The following is a 16778-nucleotide window of genomic DNA, read 5'->3' as shown; positions in this document are numbered from 1 at the left end:
GTCGGGCCTCGCGTCTACTGTCGGTGGCTGTGCTGGAAGAGCTGCGCATCACCGGGCTGGGCGTCATCGAGGACACCACGCTGCCGTTGACCGGCGGCATGAACGTCATCACCGGCGAGACCGGTGCGGGCAAGACGATGGTGGTGACCGGCCTCGGCCTGCTCTTCGGCGGCCGGGCCGACGCCGGGCGGGTCCGCGCCCAACCCGGCCGGGCGGTGGTGGAGGGGCGGCTGCGGCTGCACGGGCGGGTCGCCGACGCCGTGCACGCGCGGATCACCGAGGCCGGTGGCGAGCCCGACGAGGACGGCACGGTGCTGTTGAGCCGCACGGTCACGGTGGAGGGGCGCTCGCGCGCCCACGTCGGCGGCCGGAGCATGCCGGTGTCGATGCTCGGTGAGGTCGGCGAGCAGGCGGTGGCCGTGCACGGCCAGTCCGACCAGTTGCGGCTGCTGCGCCCGGCCGAGCAGCGGGCCGCACTGGACCGGTTCGCCGGCCCCGCGCACGAGAAGCTGCTCGACGCGCTGCGGGAGGCGTACACGGGGTGGCGTCGGGTGGTCGACGACCTGGCCGACCGGCGGCGCAACGCCCGTGAGCGCAACCAGGAGGCCGACCTGCTGCGGCTGGGCCTCGACGAGATCACCCGGGTCGACCCGCAGCCCGGCGAGGACGACGAGCTGAAGACCGAGGCGCAGCGGCTGGAGCACGCCGAGGGCCTGCGGACCGCCGCGCAGATCGCCCAGCAGTGCGTGGCCGGTGGCGCGGAGGCCACCGACGAGACCCCGGACGCGGCGGCGCTGCTGGGCACCGCCCGGCGGACCCTGGAGGCGCAGTCCGGCACCGATCCGGCGCTCGGCGAGCTGGCGGCCCGCCTGGAGGAGGCGGCCACCCTGGTCACCGACGTGTCCGCGGAGCTGTCGACGTACCTGGCGACGCTGGACGCGGACCCGGCCCGGTTGCAGCACGTCTACGAGCGGCGGGCGGCGCTGCGCGCGTTGACCCGCAAGTACGCCGACGACGTCGACGGGGTGATCGCCTGGGCTGACCGGGCGCGCACCCGACTGTCCGACCTGGACATGTCCGACGACGTGCTGGACGAGTTGGAGCGGGAGGGTCAGCGGCTCGCCGTCGAGGTGGCCGACCTCGCCGGCCGGGTGTCCGCCTCCCGGCAGGAGGCGGCGATCCGCTTCGCCGACCAGGTCACCGTCGAGCTTGCCGGGCTGGCCATGCCGCACGCGCGGATCGAGGTGGCGGTGCTGCCCCGTCCGGCCGGTCGCGCGGAGCCGACGTTGGCGGTCAACGGCGTCGAGGTGGGTGTCACACCGGACGGCGGTGACGAGGTGGAGCTGCGGTTGCTGGCCCACCCGGGCGCGCCGTCGTTGCCGTTGCAGCGCGGCGCCTCCGGCGGTGAGCTGTCCCGGGTGATGCTCGCCATCGAGGTCGTGTTCGCCGGCTCGGGCGGCCCGCCCACACTGGTCTTCGACGAGGTCGACGCGGGGGTCGGTGGTCAGGCGGCGGTGGAGATCGGCCGCCGGTTGGCGCGGCTGGCCCGCAGCCACCAGGTGCTGGTGGTCACGCACCTGCCGCAGGTGGCCGCGTTCGCCGACCGGCACCTGGTGGTGGCGAAGGACACCGGCGGCGCGGTGACGACGAGCGGGGTGCGGGTGGTGGAGGACACCGAGCGGGCCCGGGAGTTGGCGCGCATGTTGGCGGGTTTGCCCGATTCAGATCTGGGTATCGCCCACGCCGAGGAGTTGCTGGCGGTGGCCGCCAAGGAAAGGCGGTTGTGACGCCGCGTATTGTGAGCGCAAGCACACCGGCTTGTGCCGGTGTGTGCTTCCCTGGGTAGGCGGCCCTGCTCAGGCATGTCGCGACAGAAAAGCCTGCCTCACATGCCAGGATGGTCACGATGCGTCTACCCACGTTGCGCCGGAACCGGAACTCCGAACCGGGCAGAGTCCTCGGCACCGCGCGCCTTGATCGCCGGACGAAACGCCTGGTCGGTCGGCTGCGACCCGGTGACATCGCGGTCATCGACCACGTCGACCTGGACCGGGTGGCGGCCGATTCGCTGGTCGCGGTCGGGGTCGCGGCGGTGCTCAACGCCAAGCCGTCGGTCTCCGGCCGTTACCCGAACCTCGGCCCGGAGGTGCTGGTCGCCGCCGGCATTCCGCTCCTCGACGACCTGGGTGAGGGCGTCTTCGAGCGGATCCGCGAGGGCGACCAGGTGCGCATCGAGGGCAACACGGTCTTCGCCGGTGACGAGCCGGTGGCCCACGGCAGCCTGCAGGACGCCGAGACGGTCGCCAAGGCGATGGCTGACGCCCGGGAGGGTCTGTCGGTGCAGTTGGAGGCGTTCGCCGCCAACACGATGGACTACCTGCGCCAGGAGCGCGACCTGTTGCTCGACGGTGTCGGGGTGCCGGACATCGAGACCCAGATCCAGGGTCGGCACTGCCTGATCGTGGTGCGCGGCTACGACTACAAGGCCGACCTGGACGTGCTGCGCCCGTACATCCGGGAGTTCAAGCCGGTGCTGATCGGCGTCGACGGTGGCGCGGACGCGCTCGTCGAGGCCGGCTACACCCCCGACATGATCATTGGCGACATGGATTCGGTCACCGACGACGTGCTGCGCTGCGGCGCCGAGGTGATCGTGCACGCGTACCCGGACGGGCGGGCGCCCGGCCTGCCCCGGGTCAACGGCCTCGGTGTGCCGGCGATCACCTTCCCGGCCGCGGCGACCAGCGAGGACCTGGCCATGCTGCTCGCCGACGAGAAGGGCGCCTCGCTGCTCGTTGCGGTCGGCACCCACGCGACCCTTGTCGAGTTCCTGGACAAGGGTCGGGGCGGGATGGCCTCGACGTTCCTGACCCGGCTGAAGGTCGGCGGCAAGCTGGTCGACGCCAAGGGGGTGAGCCGGCTCTACCGGCAGAGCATCTCCGGCTCGTCGCTGCTGCTGCTGGTGCTCTCGGCGATCGCGGCGATGGCGTCCGCGGTGGCCGTGTCGACCGTCGGGAAGGCGTACCTGGGCGTGGTCGCCGAGTGGTGGGACAATTTCGTGTTCCAGCTGTACCGGCTCTTCTAGTTCCCGACCGATCAAGAGGCTGCAAGCGTGATCAATTTCCGCTACCACGTGGTGTCCCTCACCGCGGTCTTCCTGGCTCTGGCGATCGGCCTGGTGGTCGGCACAGCCGCCCTCAACGGCCCGGTCGCCGACTCGCTCGAGGGGCAGGTCACCGGGCTGCGCAAGGACAACCAGCACTGGCGCCAGACGGTCAGCAACATGGAGAAGCAACTCGCCCTGGAGGAGGAGTTCGCCGAGGAGATCTCCCAGGTCGTCCTGCCCGGCACCCTCACCGGGCGTCGGGTGGTGGTGCTCAGCCTGCCCAACGGCCGTGACCACACCGAGGGCGTGCTCAAGAAGCTCCAGCAGGCCGGGGCCACCATCACCGGTCAGGTCGACCTGCAGGACAAGTTCATCAACCCGGACAACAACTCCAACCTGCTGGAGCTGGCGGTCACGGCGGCCCGACCGACCGCGCAGACCACCGGCCTGCCGGGCAACGGGCACGGCGTGGAGACCTCCAGCGCGCTGCTGGCCAGCGTCCTGCTGGACCGGGCCCAGGGCGTCGCGCCGGTCAGTGACGCCGACCGGCGGGCGGTGCTCGCCGCGTACAACAACGCCGGTTACCTGACCACCGACAGCAACAAGGTCACCGCCTCGGCGGAGGCCGTCGTCGTGGTCAGCGGCCAGCCGTACGTCGACAAGGACTCCGACAAGCGGGACGAGTCGGTCGTCAAGATCGCCGAGCAGTTCGACCGCACCGGGTCGATCGTGGTGGCCGGCAACGGTTCAGTCGGGGGCAACCTGGTCGGTGTGGTGCGCGGCGACCCGGTGCTCACCCAGACCATCTCCACGGTCGACAACGCCAACACGGTGCAGGGGCAGGTGGTGACCACCCTCGCCCTGGTGGAGCAACTCACCGAGAAGAAAGCCGGACAGTACGGCGTCGGCGACAACGCCCCGTCGCTGCTGCCTAAACTGCCCCAGTGAGCGAACGACGTACCCCCGTGTCCGGATCCCAGCAGTCGGCGCGTGACCGAGCGAGCGAGGTGGCGGCGTGAGCGCACTGGGTCGGCTGTTGATCGCCGGTGCGGGTGCCGCCGCCGCCCGGTACGCGCTGCGTGAGGCGCGTACCTCACCGGCCGGGCCCGCGTTGGAGCGCACCAACTTCCGCGGCCGCACGGTCAGCCTGGCCGCCGGGCCGGCGCTCGCCGCCGGTGCTGCCGCCGCTGGCGCGTTCGGTGCCACCGGCGGTGCCGCCGGTGGGGCCGCACTGGTCGCCGGGCTCGGCGCGGGCGGCGTCGGGCTCTACGACGACGTGGTCGGCGCGCGCCCGGAGCAGAAGGCCGCCAAGGGTTTCGCCGGACACCTCGCCGCGCTGCGCGAGGGACGGATCACCGCCGGTCTGGTCAAGGTCGTCGGGGTGGGCGCCGCCGGTCTGGGCGCCGCCGCGCTGCTCGCCGCCGACCCCCGGGTCGCCGCGCACCCGCGCCGGCAGCGGCACCGGGCGTTCGGCCGGGGGGTCGACGTGCTGCTCGGCGCCGGCGTGATCGCCGGCACGGCCAACCTGCTGAACCTGCTCGACCTGCGACCGGGCCGGGCGATCAAGTCCGGGCTGCTGCTCGCCGCGCCGCTGACCGGCGGCCCGCAGGGTGGGATCGCCGCCGGTGCGGCCGGCGCCGCCGCCGGCCTGCTCCGCGACGACCTGGCCGAGGACGTGATGCTCGGAGACAGCGGCGCCAACGCACTCGGGGCGCTGCTCGGCGTCGCGCTCGCCGCCCGCACCGGCCCACTGGGCCGCGCCGGTCTGCTCGCCGTCCTCGCCGGGCTGACCGCCGCCAGTGAGAAGGTCAGTTTCACGGCGGTGATCCAGCGGACCCCGGGGCTCCGCGAACTCGACGCACTGGGCCGACGCGCCGACTGACGTGAACAGACCGGCACCCCTCGCCGGCGCCGGCCGGCTGGCCGGGGCAGCCGCGCTCATCGCCGTCCTCACCGTGGCCAGCCGACTCGCCGGCTTCGGCCGTACCGCCGTGTTCACCTGGGTGGTCGAGCAGAGCGACCTCGGCGGCATGTACGTCATCGCGAACACGGTGCCGAACATCGTCTTCGAGATCGTCGCGGGTGGGGCGTTGGCCAGCCTGGTCGTGCCGCTGTTGGCCGGGGCGGTCGCGGCGCAGGACCGGCGGGCGGTGGCGGCGACCACCGGCGCCCTGCTCACCTGGACGGTGAGCCTGCTGGTTCCCCTCGCCGTGCTCGTCGCCGTGTTCGCCGACCCGATCATCTCGTTGATCAGTGAGGGACGTTCGGCGGCGGAACTCGCCGCCGGCGCCCGGATGTTGCGCGTGTTCGCCCCGCAGCTGCCGCTGTACGGGATCGGCATCGTGCTCACCGGCGTCCTGCAGGCGCACCGACGCTTCGCCTGGCCGGTCATCGCGCCGTTGCTGTCCAGCCTCACCGTGGTCGTCGTCTACGTGGCCTTCGGCGCCGCCCAGGGGCGGGGGGTGTCCGTCGCCCAGGTCGGCCGCAGTGGCGAACTGCTCCTGTCCGGCGGCACCACGCTGGGCGTGGTGGTGCTGTCGCTCTCGCTGCTGATCCCGCTGCGGGGGCTGCGGCTACGGCCCCGGTTCGGGTACGCCTTCACCGATGACGCCCGGGCGCGGATCGGCGGGCTCGCCACGGCCGGCGCGGTGACGGTGGCCGCGCAGCAGGTGGCGCTGCTGGTGGTGCTGAACCGGGTCTCCGGCGGCCCCACCGGCTCCCCGCAGGTGTTCAACCTGGCCCAGGCGATCTACCTGCTGCCGTGGGCGGTGCTCGCCGTGCCGCTGGCGGTGGCGTCGTACCCCACCCTGGCCACCGCCAGCGCCGCCGGTGACGAGGACGGCTACCGGCGGACCCTGTCCGGCGCGGTGCGGGGCGTGCTGCTCTTCAGCTGCCTGGGCGCCGCGGCGTTGATCGGTACCGCGCGGCCGGTCGCTGCCCTCTTCTACCCGGACAATCCGGGGTCCACCGCGGCGGCCATCATCGGATTCGCGCCGGGTCTGCTCGGCTACGGCGTGTTCGCGATCCTGTCCCGCGCGCTGTACGCGCGCGGCGACACCCGGCCGGCGACGGTGGCGATCACGCTCGGCTGGCTGGTCGTTCCGGCGGTGGCGCTGCCGTTGGCGGCACTGCTCCCCACCGCCGACCGGGTGGTCGCGGTGACGTCGGCGAACTCGGCGGGGATGCTGGTGCTCGGCGCCCTGCTGCTCCTGGCGGTGCTGCGCGGCGCCGGCCGTCGCGCCCTCGCCGGCGCGGGGCGGGCCGGGGCGGCCGGTGGCCTCGGCGGTGTGCTCGCCGGGCTCGCCGGGTGGGGCCTCGCCGGTTGGCTCGCCCCGTCGGACGGCGGCACCCCGACGATCGCGGCGGCGTTCGGTCAGGGCATGCTGTCCGGGGTTCTGGTGGGGGTTGTGTTCCTCGCCGTGGTCTGGTTCGTCGACCGGCGGGACGTACAGCCACTGCTCGCCGGGGTGCTGCGGCGTCTGGGCCGGCGGGGGCCGTCCGGCGGTGCGCCGACACCGGGCGCGGACGCCGCGGAGCGGGGCGACGGGAAGGAGACGGCGACGCGATGACTGAGCCAGCTCTGCCTACCGGCTGGTCGGGCACCGTCGCGTTGGTGCTCGCGTCGAGCACCGGTGGCGTCGGCCAGCACGTCCGCTCGGTGGCCGGTGGCCTCGTCGCGGGCGGCACCAGCGTGCTGGTCTGCGGACCCGCGGCGACTCAGGAGCAGTTCGACTTCACCGGTGTCGGTGCGCGTTTCGCGCCGGTGGAGATCCCGGCCAGTCCGACTCCGGCCGACGCCCGGGCGGTGCTCGCCCTGCGCCGGGTGCTCGCCGCCGCCAGCGTCGACGTGGTGCACGCGCACGGCCTGCGGGCCGGGTTGGTCGCCGTGCTGGCCCGCCCCACCGCCCCGCTGGTCGTCACCTGGCACAACGCGGTGCTCGCCGGGGGGCTGCGCGGCGGGGTGTCCCGGCTCGTCGAACGGGTGGTGGCCCGGGGCGTGCGGGTGGCGCTCGGCGCTTCCATGGACCTGGTGCGACGGGCCGCCGAGGTGGGCGCCAGGGACGCCCGGCTCGCCCCGGTCGCCGCGCCGACGTTGCCCGCGCCGCGTCGACGCCCGTCGGCGGTACGCGCCGAGTTCGGGGTCCGCCCGGACCAGCCGCTGATCGTCTCGGTCGGTCGGCTGCACCCGCAGAAACGCTACGACGTGCTGATCGACGCGGCGGCCCGCTGGCGTACCCGTACCCCACCGCCGGTCGTGGTGATCGCGGGCAGCGGGCCGGCCTACCTTCCGCTCGCGGCACGCACCTCCGCCGCCCGCGCGCCGGTGACCCTGCTGGGGCACCGCACCGACGTGGCCGACCTGCTCGCCGGCGCGGACCTGGCGGTGGTGACCAGCGACTGGGAGGCGCGGCAGCTCTTCGCCCAGGAGGCGCTGCGCTCCGGTGTTCCGCTGGTGGCCACGGCGGTCGGTGGGCTGCCGGATCTGGTCGGTGACGCCGCCACGCTGGTCCCCGCCGGTGACGTGGACGCCGTCGACGCGGCCGTACGCGCGTTGCTGGACGACCCGGCGGCGCGGGCGGAGTTGAGCCGGCGCGGCGTCGAACGGGCGGCGACGTGGCCGACCGAGGCGGACACCGTCGCCACGCTCGTCGCCCTCTACGCCGAGCTGGCCGGGAGTCCGGACGGCCCGGCGGCCGCCCCGGGCTCCGACGCCCCGAGAACGGGACACCGGTGATGCTGCGCCGAATCGCCCCCGCCCTGTTGACAGTGCTCGTGGTGGCGTTGGGCGTCACCGCGCTCGCCGCCCGCCCACCCCAGGGCACCCCGCAACGCACCGCCGACTTCGTGGTGCTCGCCGGGATCGCCGGGCTGCGCTGGGAGGACGTGGATCCGCAGCGCACCCCGACGTTGTGGCGGATGGCCCAGGACGGGTCGATCGGCTCCCTGTCGGTGCGCTCCGCGCACCGACCCACCTGCCCGGTGGACGGCTGGTTGACGGTGGGCGCGGGCAGCTTCGCCGCGTGGAACGGCAGCCGGGCGGCCGGTGGTTGCCCGGCGACGGCGGTGACTGTGGAACAACCGGACGGCATCGGCGCGAACCTGCCCGACCAGGAGAGCGTGGTCCAGTACAACCAGCAGCGGCTGCCGTGGGGGGCGCTGCCCGGCTCGTTGTCGGAGTCGGTGCGGTGTTCCGTCGCGGTGGGCCCGGGCGCGGCGGTGGCCGCCGCCCGACCGTTCGGCCGCGTCGACCGGTACGCGCCGGCGCTGCCGGCCGACCCGCGGCCGCTGCTCGGTTCCTGTGTGCTGAGCATCGTCGACCTCGGCACGGTCGGGGGCGCCGACCCGGCGACCCGCGCCGCTGAGGCCCGCGCGGCGGACGCCGAGCTGGCCCGGGTGCTGGCGGCGCGACCCCCACGGTCGTTGGTGCTGGTCGCCGGGATCTCCGACACCACCGGGCCGTCGCGGCTGCACGTGGCGGTCGCCGACGGGCCGGGCTGGGAGCGGGGGTGGCTCACCTCGGCCAGCACCGGCCGCGACGGGTACCTGCAACTTGTCGACCTCGCGCCGACCGCCCTCGCCGCGTTGGGCCGGCCGATGCCGGAGCGGCTCTTCCTCGGCCGCCCGGCGATCAGCACCGGTGACCGTCCGACCGACCTGGCCGAGGCCATCGCCGCGCCGGCGAACGCCGACCGGGAGGCCGCCGCCCAGCGTGCGGTCTCCGGTGGGTTCTTCGGGCTGCTCGCCGGGGTGCAGGTGCTGCTGGCGCTCGCGATCCTGCCGCTGCTGCGCCGGGCCCGCCCGCATGCCGGCCCGGCCGGTCCGACGCCCGTCTCCGGGCGGATCGTGGCGGTGGTGGAGCTGCTGCTGGTCGCCGCGGCGTTGACGGTGCCGGCGGCGCTGCTGGCCGACGCGGTGCCCTGGTGGCGCGGTGAGCACCCCGGGTGGATCTTCGCCGGGGTGACGGCGTTGCTGGTGGCCGCCGGCACGGCGGCGGTGCGGTTCGCCCCCGGGTACGCGAACACCCTCGGGCCGGTCGGCGCGGTGGCCGGCCTCACCACGCTCGTGGTCGGGCTGGACGTGCTCACCGGGGCGCGCCTGCAGCTCAACGGCGTGGTCGGCTACTCGGCGTTGCAGGGTGGCCGCTACGCCGGGCTGAGCACGGTGGGGCTGGGGGTGTTCCTCGCCGGCGCGTTGGTCACCGGCGGCTGGTTCGCCCAACGGGTGCACCGGGGTTGGCGGCCGGCGGTGATGGTGGCGGTGGGTGGTCTCGCCGTGGTGGTGGTCGGCAGCCCGTACCTGGGCGCCGACCCGGTCGGCGCGATCGCGCTCACCGCCGGGGTGAGCGTCGCCGCCGTGATCAGCGCCGGCGGCTGGTTGACGATCAGCCGGCTGGCCTGGGCCACCATGGCCGCGCTGGCGGTCGGTATCGGGTTCGCCGTGGTGGACCTGCGGCGCCCTCCGGGCGAGCGGGGCAGCCTGGGCCGGTTCCTCTCCGCGCTCGGTGACGGCACCGGCGGGTTCGCCGTGCACCGGTCCAGCACGGAGAACTTCGAGACGTTGGTCAACAGCCCGCTGACGGTGCTGGCGCTGGCCGGCGGGTTGCTGGTGTGGTTCGCCCTGTTGCAGCCGTGGGGTGGGCTGATGCGGCTGTTCGGCATCTACCCGGCGGTCCGGGCGGCGCTGGCCGGCACTGTGGTCGCCGCGGTCCTCGGTGGGGTGCTCGACGGCGCGGCACTGGATGTGATGGGCGCTGCCGCCGCCCTGGTGGTGCCGATGGCGGCCCTGGCGTCGCTGCGGGTGCTCGGGCACGCCGCGGACCGGACCCGCCCGGCACCGGCCCGTTCCCGGGCCAACGGCGCCGACGACGAGTCGGGGCCGGGTGGGGTGGGCCCGGTCGACGGGGGCGACGGCCCGACCGGCGGCGGCGGGCCACTGGGCGCCGCGCACCCCGCGCCGGTCGGCGACCCACCGACGGGGACGCCGGCGAGCGTCACCCGAGCGGGCTCGGACGCTCCGGGGGAGCACGGTGGGGACGCCGACGACCCGGCCGGGCCGACCGCGAGCGGATCGACGCCGGACGGCACGCCGCCGGTTCCCGTGCCGCCCCGGCAGGTCTCCCGGTCATCGACGGAGGTTGCCGCGTCCTGAGCGCCGGGCCTCGTCCGGATGTCCCGCAGGTGTCGCAGCCGGGGTGCGGCCTGCGGGTACCCGCCCGGGAGGTGTTACCGTCGAATCCCGTGGATCGCGTGATCACTTTGCTGATCAAGCACGGCGGTCTGCATGACCGCGACAGACGACACGGGAGCAGGCCTTGGCCCCATCAGCACGGACGACCAGGCACATTTTCGTCACCGGGGGCGTCGCCTCCTCGCTGGGTAAGGGCCTCACCGCCTCCAGCCTCGGCAACCTGCTGACCGCGCGCGGGCTGCGCGTGGTGATGCAGAAGCTCGACCCCTACCTGAACGTCGACCCGGGGACGATGAACCCGTTCCAGCACGGTGAGGTCTTCGTCACCGAGGACGGCGCCGAGACCGACCTCGACGTCGGGCACTACGAGCGCTTCCTCGACCGGGCGCTGTCCGGCAAGGCGAACGTCACCACCGGCCAGATCTACTCCGACGTGATCGCCAAGGAGCGGCGCGGCGAGTACCTGGGCGACACCGTCCAGGTCATCCCGCACATCACCAACGAGATCAAGTCCCGGATCGTGGGGATGGGTGACCCGGACGAGGACGGTCAGCTGCCGGATGTGGTGATCACCGAGGTCGGCGGCACCGTCGGCGACATCGAGTCGCTGCCGTTCCTGGAGGCGATCCGCCAGGTCCGCCACGACCTGGGCCGCGACAACTGCTTCTACCTGCACGTCTCGCTGGTGCCGTACCTGGCGCCGTCGGGTGAGCTGAAGACCAAGCCGACCCAGCACTCGGTGGCGCAGCTGCGCAACATCGGTATCCAGCCGGACGCGATCGTGCTGCGCTGCGACCGGGAGATCCCGGAGAAGCTCAAGGAGAAGCTGTCGCTGTACTGCGACGTGGACGCCGAGGCGGTCGTCGCCGCCCCGGACGCCCCGAGCATCTACGACATCCCGAAGGTGCTGCACCGCGAAGGGCTCGACGCGTACGTGGTGCGCCGGCTCGGCCTGTCCTTCCGGGACGTGGACTGGACCAGCTGGGACGACCTGCTGGAGCGGGTGCACCGCCCCCGGCACACGGTCACCGTCGCGGTGGTCGGCAAGTACGTCGACCTGCCCGACGCGTACCTGTCGGTGAGTGAGGCGATCCGGGCGGCCGGGTTCGGTAACCGGTCGCGGGTGCAGATCAAGTGGGTGCCCAGCGACGAGTGCGTCACCCCGGCCGGCGCGGCGGCGGCCCTGGCCGGCGTGGACGGCATCCTCATCCCGGGCGGCTTCGGCGTCCGCGGCATCGAGGGCAAGATCGGCACCGCCCGGTACGCCCGGGAGGCCGGCATCCCGCTGCTCGGCCTCTGCCTCGGTCTGCAGTGCATGACCATCGAGGTGGCCCGGCACCTGGCTGGTCTGGACGGCGCCAACTCGCTGGAGTTCGACGAGCAGGCGACCCACCCGGTCATCGCCACGATGGCCGACCAGGAGGACATCGTCGCCGGCCGGGGCGACCTGGGCGGCACCATGCGGCTGGGCGCGTACCCGGCGACGCTGACCGAGGGTTCGATCGTCGCCGAGGCGTACGGCAGCACCGAGATCAGCGAGCGGCACCGGCACCGGTACGAGGTGAACAACGCCTACCGGGACGCGCTGACCAAGGCGGGCCTGCACATCTCCGGCACCTCCCCGGACGGCCGGCTGGTCGAGTTCATCGAGCTGGACCGCAGCCTGCACCCGTTCTTCGTGGCCACCCAGGCGCACCCCGAGTTGAAGAGCCGCCCGACCCGCCCGCACCCGCTGTTCGCCTCGTTCGTCAAGGCCGCTGTGGCGTACTCGCAGGCCGACCAGCTGCCGGTGGACCTGGACGCGGCGGCGGAGGCGCCGACGACGCGCAAGGCCGCCCGCAACGGCGCCGCGACGAAGGCGGCGTCCCCGTCGTGAGCGAGCGCAGCGAGCGAACCAGCAGGCTCAGTCGGGTGCCGCACCCCGACGCCGCGTGCAGCGGGGCGGCGGCGTGAGCGGGCTCGAGCACCGCTACGAGGTGCGGTCCCGGCAGGAGCGGTACCAGGGGCGCATCTTCGACGTGGTCACCGACGAGGTGAGCATGCCGGGCGGTGGGACGGCGCTGCGGGACCTGGTCCGGCACGTCGGGGCGGTGGCCGTGGTGGCGCTCGACGACGCCGGCCAGGTGGTGCTGATCCGTCAGTACCGGCACCCGGTCGGGCGGCACCTGTGGGAGCTGCCGGCCGGGCTGATGGACGTGTCCGGCGAGGAGTTGCCGGCGGCGGCGCTGCGGGAGCTGGCCGAGGAGGCCGACCTCACTGCCGGGCGGGTCGACGTGCTGGTCGACCTGCACAGCTCGCCGGGGTTCACCAACGAGATCGTCCGGGTGTTCCTGGCCCGGGACCTCGCCGACGTGCCGGCCGACGAGCGGCACGAGCGCCACGACGAGGAGGCCGACCTCCAGGTCGTCCGGATCGACCTGGACGAGGCGGTCGCCATGGTCCTGGCCGGTGAGGTCACCAACGCCGCCGCCGTGGCCGGGCTGCTGGCCGCCGTCCACGCCCGGGACACCGGCTTCACGCGGCTGCGTCGGGCGGAAGCGCCGCTGCCGCGCTGAGGCGTCCCCGCCGGTCCAGCCGGCGGGGGAGTACGCGCGAAAGGGGCCCCGCGGTCAGCCGCGGGGCCCCTTGTCGCTGTCCGGTCCGTCAGTCGCGCAGCGGACGACCCTGCGCGTCAGTGCCGCCGTTGACCAGGATGAGGATGCCGTCGATGAGGCCCCAGATGCTGCCGACGCCGCAGGTCACCACGCTCACGACGAGCTGCAGCACGCCGGTCTTGACGTCACCGATGTAGAACCGGCCGGCCCCGAAGAAGCCGAGCAGGATGCCGAGGACGCCCGCGACGATCTTGCTCTTGTCGGAAACGCCCTGGGGGTACCCCGGCTGGGGGTAGCCGGGCTGATAAGGAGGAGTGGTCATGGCCGGACACCTTAGTGATCCACTCGTCGGCTGTCCGCACCGCCACCCGGCAGATGGGACGATAATGGTGGAACACTGTCCTGTCGGCTGAGGTGACGCTCGACCGCTCGATCCGGGCGGTGCCCTGACACTTCGTCAGGACACCCGCGCACCGGATGCCACTGTGCTGGCTCGCGGCGGCGTCGGGCGCGCCTAGACTGCCGCCGCGGGACCGGTGTACCGCGGTGGCAAAGGGGCCGCCGCGGCACCGAGCAGTCGGGGGAGAGCAGCCCCGAAGAGAGGTGTCTGCATCGTGAAGGTCGGAATCCCACGCGAGGTCAAGAACCACGAGTACCGCGTGGCGATCACGCCAGCGGGCGTCAACGAGTTCACCCGCAGCGGCCACCAGGTCTTCGTCGAGTCCGGCGCCGGGGTTGGCTCCAGCATCACCGACGAGGAGTTCGCCGCCGCCGGCGCGAAGATCCTCGCCACCGCCGACGAGGTCTGGGAGACCGCCGAGCTGGTGCTCAAGGTCAAGGAGCCGATCGCCGAGGAGTACCACCGGATGCGCGAGGGGCAGGTGCTCTTCACCTACCTGCACCTGGCCGCCTCCAAGGAGTGCACCGACGCGCTGATCGACCGCCGGGTCACCGGCATCGCGTACGAGACCGTCGAGCTGCCCGACCGGTCGCTGCCGTTGCTCGCCCCGATGTCCGAGGTCGCCGGCCGGCTCGCCCCGCAGGTGGGCGCCTTCTACATGATGCGCACCGGCGGTGGGCGCGGTGTGCTGCCCGGCGGTGTCTCCGGCGTGTACGCGGCCAAGACCGTCGTCATCGGCGCCGGCGTCTCCGGCATGAACGCCGCCGCCATCGCGCTGGGCCTGCAGTCCGAGGTGCTGCTGCTGGACAAGAACGTCGCCCGGCTGCGGCAGGCCGACGCGATCTACCGGGGCCACCTGCAGACCGTCGCGTCCAACGCGTACGAGGTGGAGCGGGCCGTCCTCGACGCCGACCTGGTCATCGGCGCGGTGCTGGTGCCCGGCGCGAAGGCTCCGACGCTGATCTCCAACGAGCTGGTGTCCCGGATGAAGCCGGGCAGCGTGCTCGTCGACATCGCCATCGACCAGGGTGGCTGCTTCGAGGACTCGCGCCCCACCACGCACGCCGACCCGGTCTACAAGGTGCACGAGTCGATCTTCTACTGCGTCGCGAACATGCCCGGCGCGGTGCCGAACACCAGCACCTACGCGCTGACCAACGTCACCCTGCCGTACGCCCTGGAACTGGCCAACCAGGGCTGGCGCGAGGCGCTGCGCAACGACCCGGCCCTCGCGCTGGGCCTGAACACCCACGCCGGTCAGGTCACCTACGGCCCGGTCGCCGAGGCGCACGGCATGGACGTGCTGCCGCTGGCCGACGTGCTGGCCTGAACGGTGGCGGCCGAGCGGTAGCGAGCCGAGGAGCATGGCACTGACCGACGACTTAGCCGGCGCCGGCGTGGGCACCGCACCCACGCCGGCGCTGCGCCGTGCCGTTCGCGGCTACCTCGACCACCTGACCGTCGAACGTGGCCTCTCCGCGAACACCCTCGCCTCGTACCGCCGGGATCTGGACCGTTATCTCGCCACCCTGGTCGACGCCGGCGTCACCGACCTCGCGTCGGTCGGCGCCGGCCTCGTCGAGACGCACCTCGCGCGGTTGCGCGCGGGCGACGACGCCCACCCGCCCCTGGCTGTCTCCTCCGCCGCCCGCGCCGCCAGCGCGGTCCGCGGCCTGCACCGCTTCGCGCTGCGCGAGGGCCTGACCGGCGCCGACCCGAGCCGCGACGTCCGCCCGCCCACGCCGCCGCGGCGGCTGCCCCGGGCGCTGCCGGTCGACGACGTGGTCCGGCTGCTGGAGACCGCCGGCCCGATCACCGCGACCGGCGACGACGCGCCCCTGGCGCTGCGCGACCGGGCGCTGCTGGAGTTCCTGTACGGCACCGGCGCGCGCATCTCCGAGGCGGTCGGCGCCGCCGTGGACGACCTCGACACCAGCGAGGGCACGGTGCTGCTGCGCGGCAAGGGCGGCCGGGTGCGGCTGGTGCCCATCGGCGGGTACGCCGTCGACGCGGTCCGCGCCTACCTGGTCCGGGCCCGCCCCGGCCTGGCCGCCGTCGGCCGGGGCACCCCGGCGGTGTTCCTCAACGCCCGCGGCGGCGCGCTGTCGCGCCAGGGCGCCTGGGGCATCCTGCGCCGCGCCGCCGACCGGGCCGGGCTGCCCGTCGACGGGCCCGCCGCCGTCTCCCCGCACACCCTGCGCCACTCGTACGCCACCCACCTGCTCGACGGCGGCGCCGACGTCCGGGTGGTCCAGGAACTGCTCGGGCACGCCTCGGTGACCACCACCCAGGTCTACACGTTGGTCACCGTGGAGCGGTTGCGCGAGGTGTACGCCACCGCCCATCCCCGCGCCCGGGGCTGAACCGGTCGCGGTCGGCGCCGACACGCCGGGCCGGTGCCGAACCCCCTGCTGGTCGGTGGCGTACAGTCGGCATCGGCGCGGACCTCCTGGAGCGACACGACCGGGGTGCGCAGCGGCGCCGCGAAGGACGTCGGACGGCTCCGACGCCGGGTGGGTCGTCGGGAGGGGGCAACGAGCACATGGCTGGCAACGGTGACCGTGCCGAGACCTGGACGTCGGAGCTCCGCGAGCAGCAGGCCACGCTCGGCGCGGATCTCGGTCCTGCGGACCCGGCTGCCTACACGATGCGCAAGCCCATCCCCGAGCCGATGCCGACCGACCGGCACGGCCCCGCGCGCATCATCGCGATGGCCAACCAGAAGGGTGGCGTCGGCAAGACGACCACCACCATCAACCTGGGCGCGGCCCTCGCGGAATACGGCCGTAAGGTCCTGCTGGTCGACTTCGACCCGCAGGGCGCCCTCTCGGTGGGCCTGGGCGTCAATCCGCACAACCTCGACCTGTCCGTCTACAACCTGCTCATGCAGGACGACGTGACCGCCGAGGACGTCCTGATCAAGACCGACGTGGCGGGCCTGCACCTGCTGCCGGCCAACATCGACCTCTCCGCCGCCGAGATCCAGCTCGTCAACGAGGTCGCCCGGGAGATGGCCCTGGCCCGGGTCCTGCGCACGGTCCGTAAGGAGTACGACTACATCCTGATCGACTGCCAGCCGTCACTCGGCCTGCTGGCGATCAACGCGCTGACCGTCGCGCACGGTGTGCTCATCCCGCTGGAATGCGAGTTCTTCAGCCTGCGCGGTGTGGCACTGCTGCTGGACACCATCGACAAGGTGCGCGAGCGGCTCAACTTCGACCTGGAGCTCGAAGGCATCCTCGCCACGATGTACGACAGCCGCACCACACACTGCCGCCAGGTCCTGCAGCGGGTGGTGGAGGCGTTCGGCGACAAGGTCTACCAGACGGTCATCACCAAGACGGTGAAGTTCCCCGAGTCCACCGTGGCCGGTGCCCCCATCACGACGATGGACCCGGCATCCTCCGGGGCACGTAACTACCGTCAGCTGGCCCGCGAGGTGATCGCCGCCCAGTCGGAGCGGTAGCCGGAACGCCCGGTGCCCGCCTCG

At 73.7% G+C, this 16778-nt stretch carries 13 protein-coding genes; 12 read left to right on the top strand and 1 reads right to left on the bottom strand.

Going from position 1 to position 16778, the window contains the following annotated elements:
* The first annotated feature begins 29 nt into the window (after positions 1-29).
* The 9 genes from recN (at position 30) to QCZ28_RS30460 (ending at position 12849) form a co-directional block, all read left to right on the top strand.
* On the top strand, positions 30-1787 hold the full coding sequence (gene recN, locus QCZ28_RS30500) for a DNA repair protein RecN (protein WP_030334901.1): 1758 nt from the start codon (positions 30-32) through the stop codon (positions 1785-1787).
* 119 nt (positions 1788-1906) lie between these two features.
* The gene (gene steA, locus QCZ28_RS30495) at positions 1907-3085 is read left to right on the top strand and encodes a putative cytokinetic ring protein SteA (RefSeq protein ID WP_030334899.1); all 1179 of its coding nucleotides are present in this window, start codon (positions 1907-1909) and stop codon (positions 3083-3085) included.
* 27 nt (positions 3086-3112) lie between these two features.
* Positions 3113-4054: a copper transporter gene (locus QCZ28_RS30490; RefSeq protein WP_279519847.1), complete on the top strand. Its 942-nt coding sequence runs from the start codon at positions 3113-3115 to the stop codon at positions 4052-4054.
* 67 nt (positions 4055-4121) lie between these two features.
* Positions 4122-4988: a hypothetical protein gene (locus QCZ28_RS30485; RefSeq protein WP_279519846.1), complete on the top strand. Its 867-nt coding sequence runs from the start codon at positions 4122-4124 to the stop codon at positions 4986-4988.
* 1 nt (position 4989) lies between these two features.
* On the top strand, positions 4990-6675 hold the full coding sequence (locus tag QCZ28_RS30480; RefSeq protein WP_279519845.1) for a lipid II flippase MurJ: 1686 nt from the start codon (positions 4990-4992) through the stop codon (positions 6673-6675).
* Positions 6672-7841 (top strand): glycosyltransferase family 4 protein, encoded by a 1170-nt coding sequence (locus QCZ28_RS30475; RefSeq protein ID WP_279519844.1) that lies wholly within the window; start codon positions 6672-6674, stop codon positions 7839-7841. The genes QCZ28_RS30480 and QCZ28_RS30475 overlap by 4 nt, the downstream gene beginning before the upstream one ends.
* Positions 7841-10255: a hypothetical protein gene (locus QCZ28_RS30470; protein WP_279519843.1), complete on the top strand. Its 2415-nt coding sequence runs from the start codon at positions 7841-7843 to the stop codon at positions 10253-10255. The genes QCZ28_RS30475 and QCZ28_RS30470 overlap by 1 nt, the downstream gene beginning before the upstream one ends.
* A gap of 163 nt (positions 10256-10418) precedes the next feature.
* Positions 10419-12170, top strand: coding sequence for a CTP synthase (locus QCZ28_RS30465; RefSeq protein WP_279519842.1), 1752 nt, complete (start codon positions 10419-10421; stop codon positions 12168-12170).
* Between the two features lie 73 nt (positions 12171-12243).
* Positions 12244-12849, top strand: coding sequence for an NUDIX hydrolase (locus QCZ28_RS30460; protein WP_279519841.1), 606 nt, complete (start codon positions 12244-12246; stop codon positions 12847-12849).
* 88 nt (positions 12850-12937) lie between these two features.
* On the opposite strand, the gene QCZ28_RS30455 is transcribed toward QCZ28_RS30460, so the two are convergent.
* A complete protein-coding gene (locus QCZ28_RS30455) occupies positions 12938-13276 on the bottom strand; it encodes a TM2 domain-containing protein (protein WP_347815142.1) in 339 nt (112 codons plus the stop codon).
* Between the two features lie 226 nt (positions 13277-13502).
* Between QCZ28_RS30455 and ald the strand changes: the two genes are divergently transcribed.
* The 3 genes from ald to QCZ28_RS30440 all read left to right on the top strand — a co-directional run bounded on the left by ald (position 13503) and on the right by QCZ28_RS30440 (position 16754).
* Entirely contained in the window at positions 13503-14618 is a 1116-nt protein-coding gene (gene ald, locus QCZ28_RS30450) for an alanine dehydrogenase (RefSeq protein ID WP_279519840.1), read from the top strand.
* A 34-nt stretch (positions 14619-14652) separates the two neighbouring features.
* Entirely contained in the window at positions 14653-15651 is a 999-nt protein-coding gene (locus QCZ28_RS30445; RefSeq protein WP_279519839.1) for a site-specific tyrosine recombinase XerD, read from the top strand.
* A gap of 179 nt (positions 15652-15830) precedes the next feature.
* Positions 15831-16754: an AAA family ATPase gene (locus tag QCZ28_RS30440; RefSeq protein ID WP_030334877.1), complete on the top strand. Its 924-nt coding sequence runs from the start codon at positions 15831-15833 to the stop codon at positions 16752-16754.
* The last annotated feature ends 24 nt before the right edge of the window (positions 16755-16778 follow it).

The organism is Micromonospora sp. DH14, assembly GCF_029809455.1.
GTDB lineage: Bacteria > Actinomycetota > Actinomycetes > Mycobacteriales > Micromonosporaceae > Micromonospora > Micromonospora parva.
This window is presented reverse-complemented; position numbering and strand designations above follow the sequence as displayed.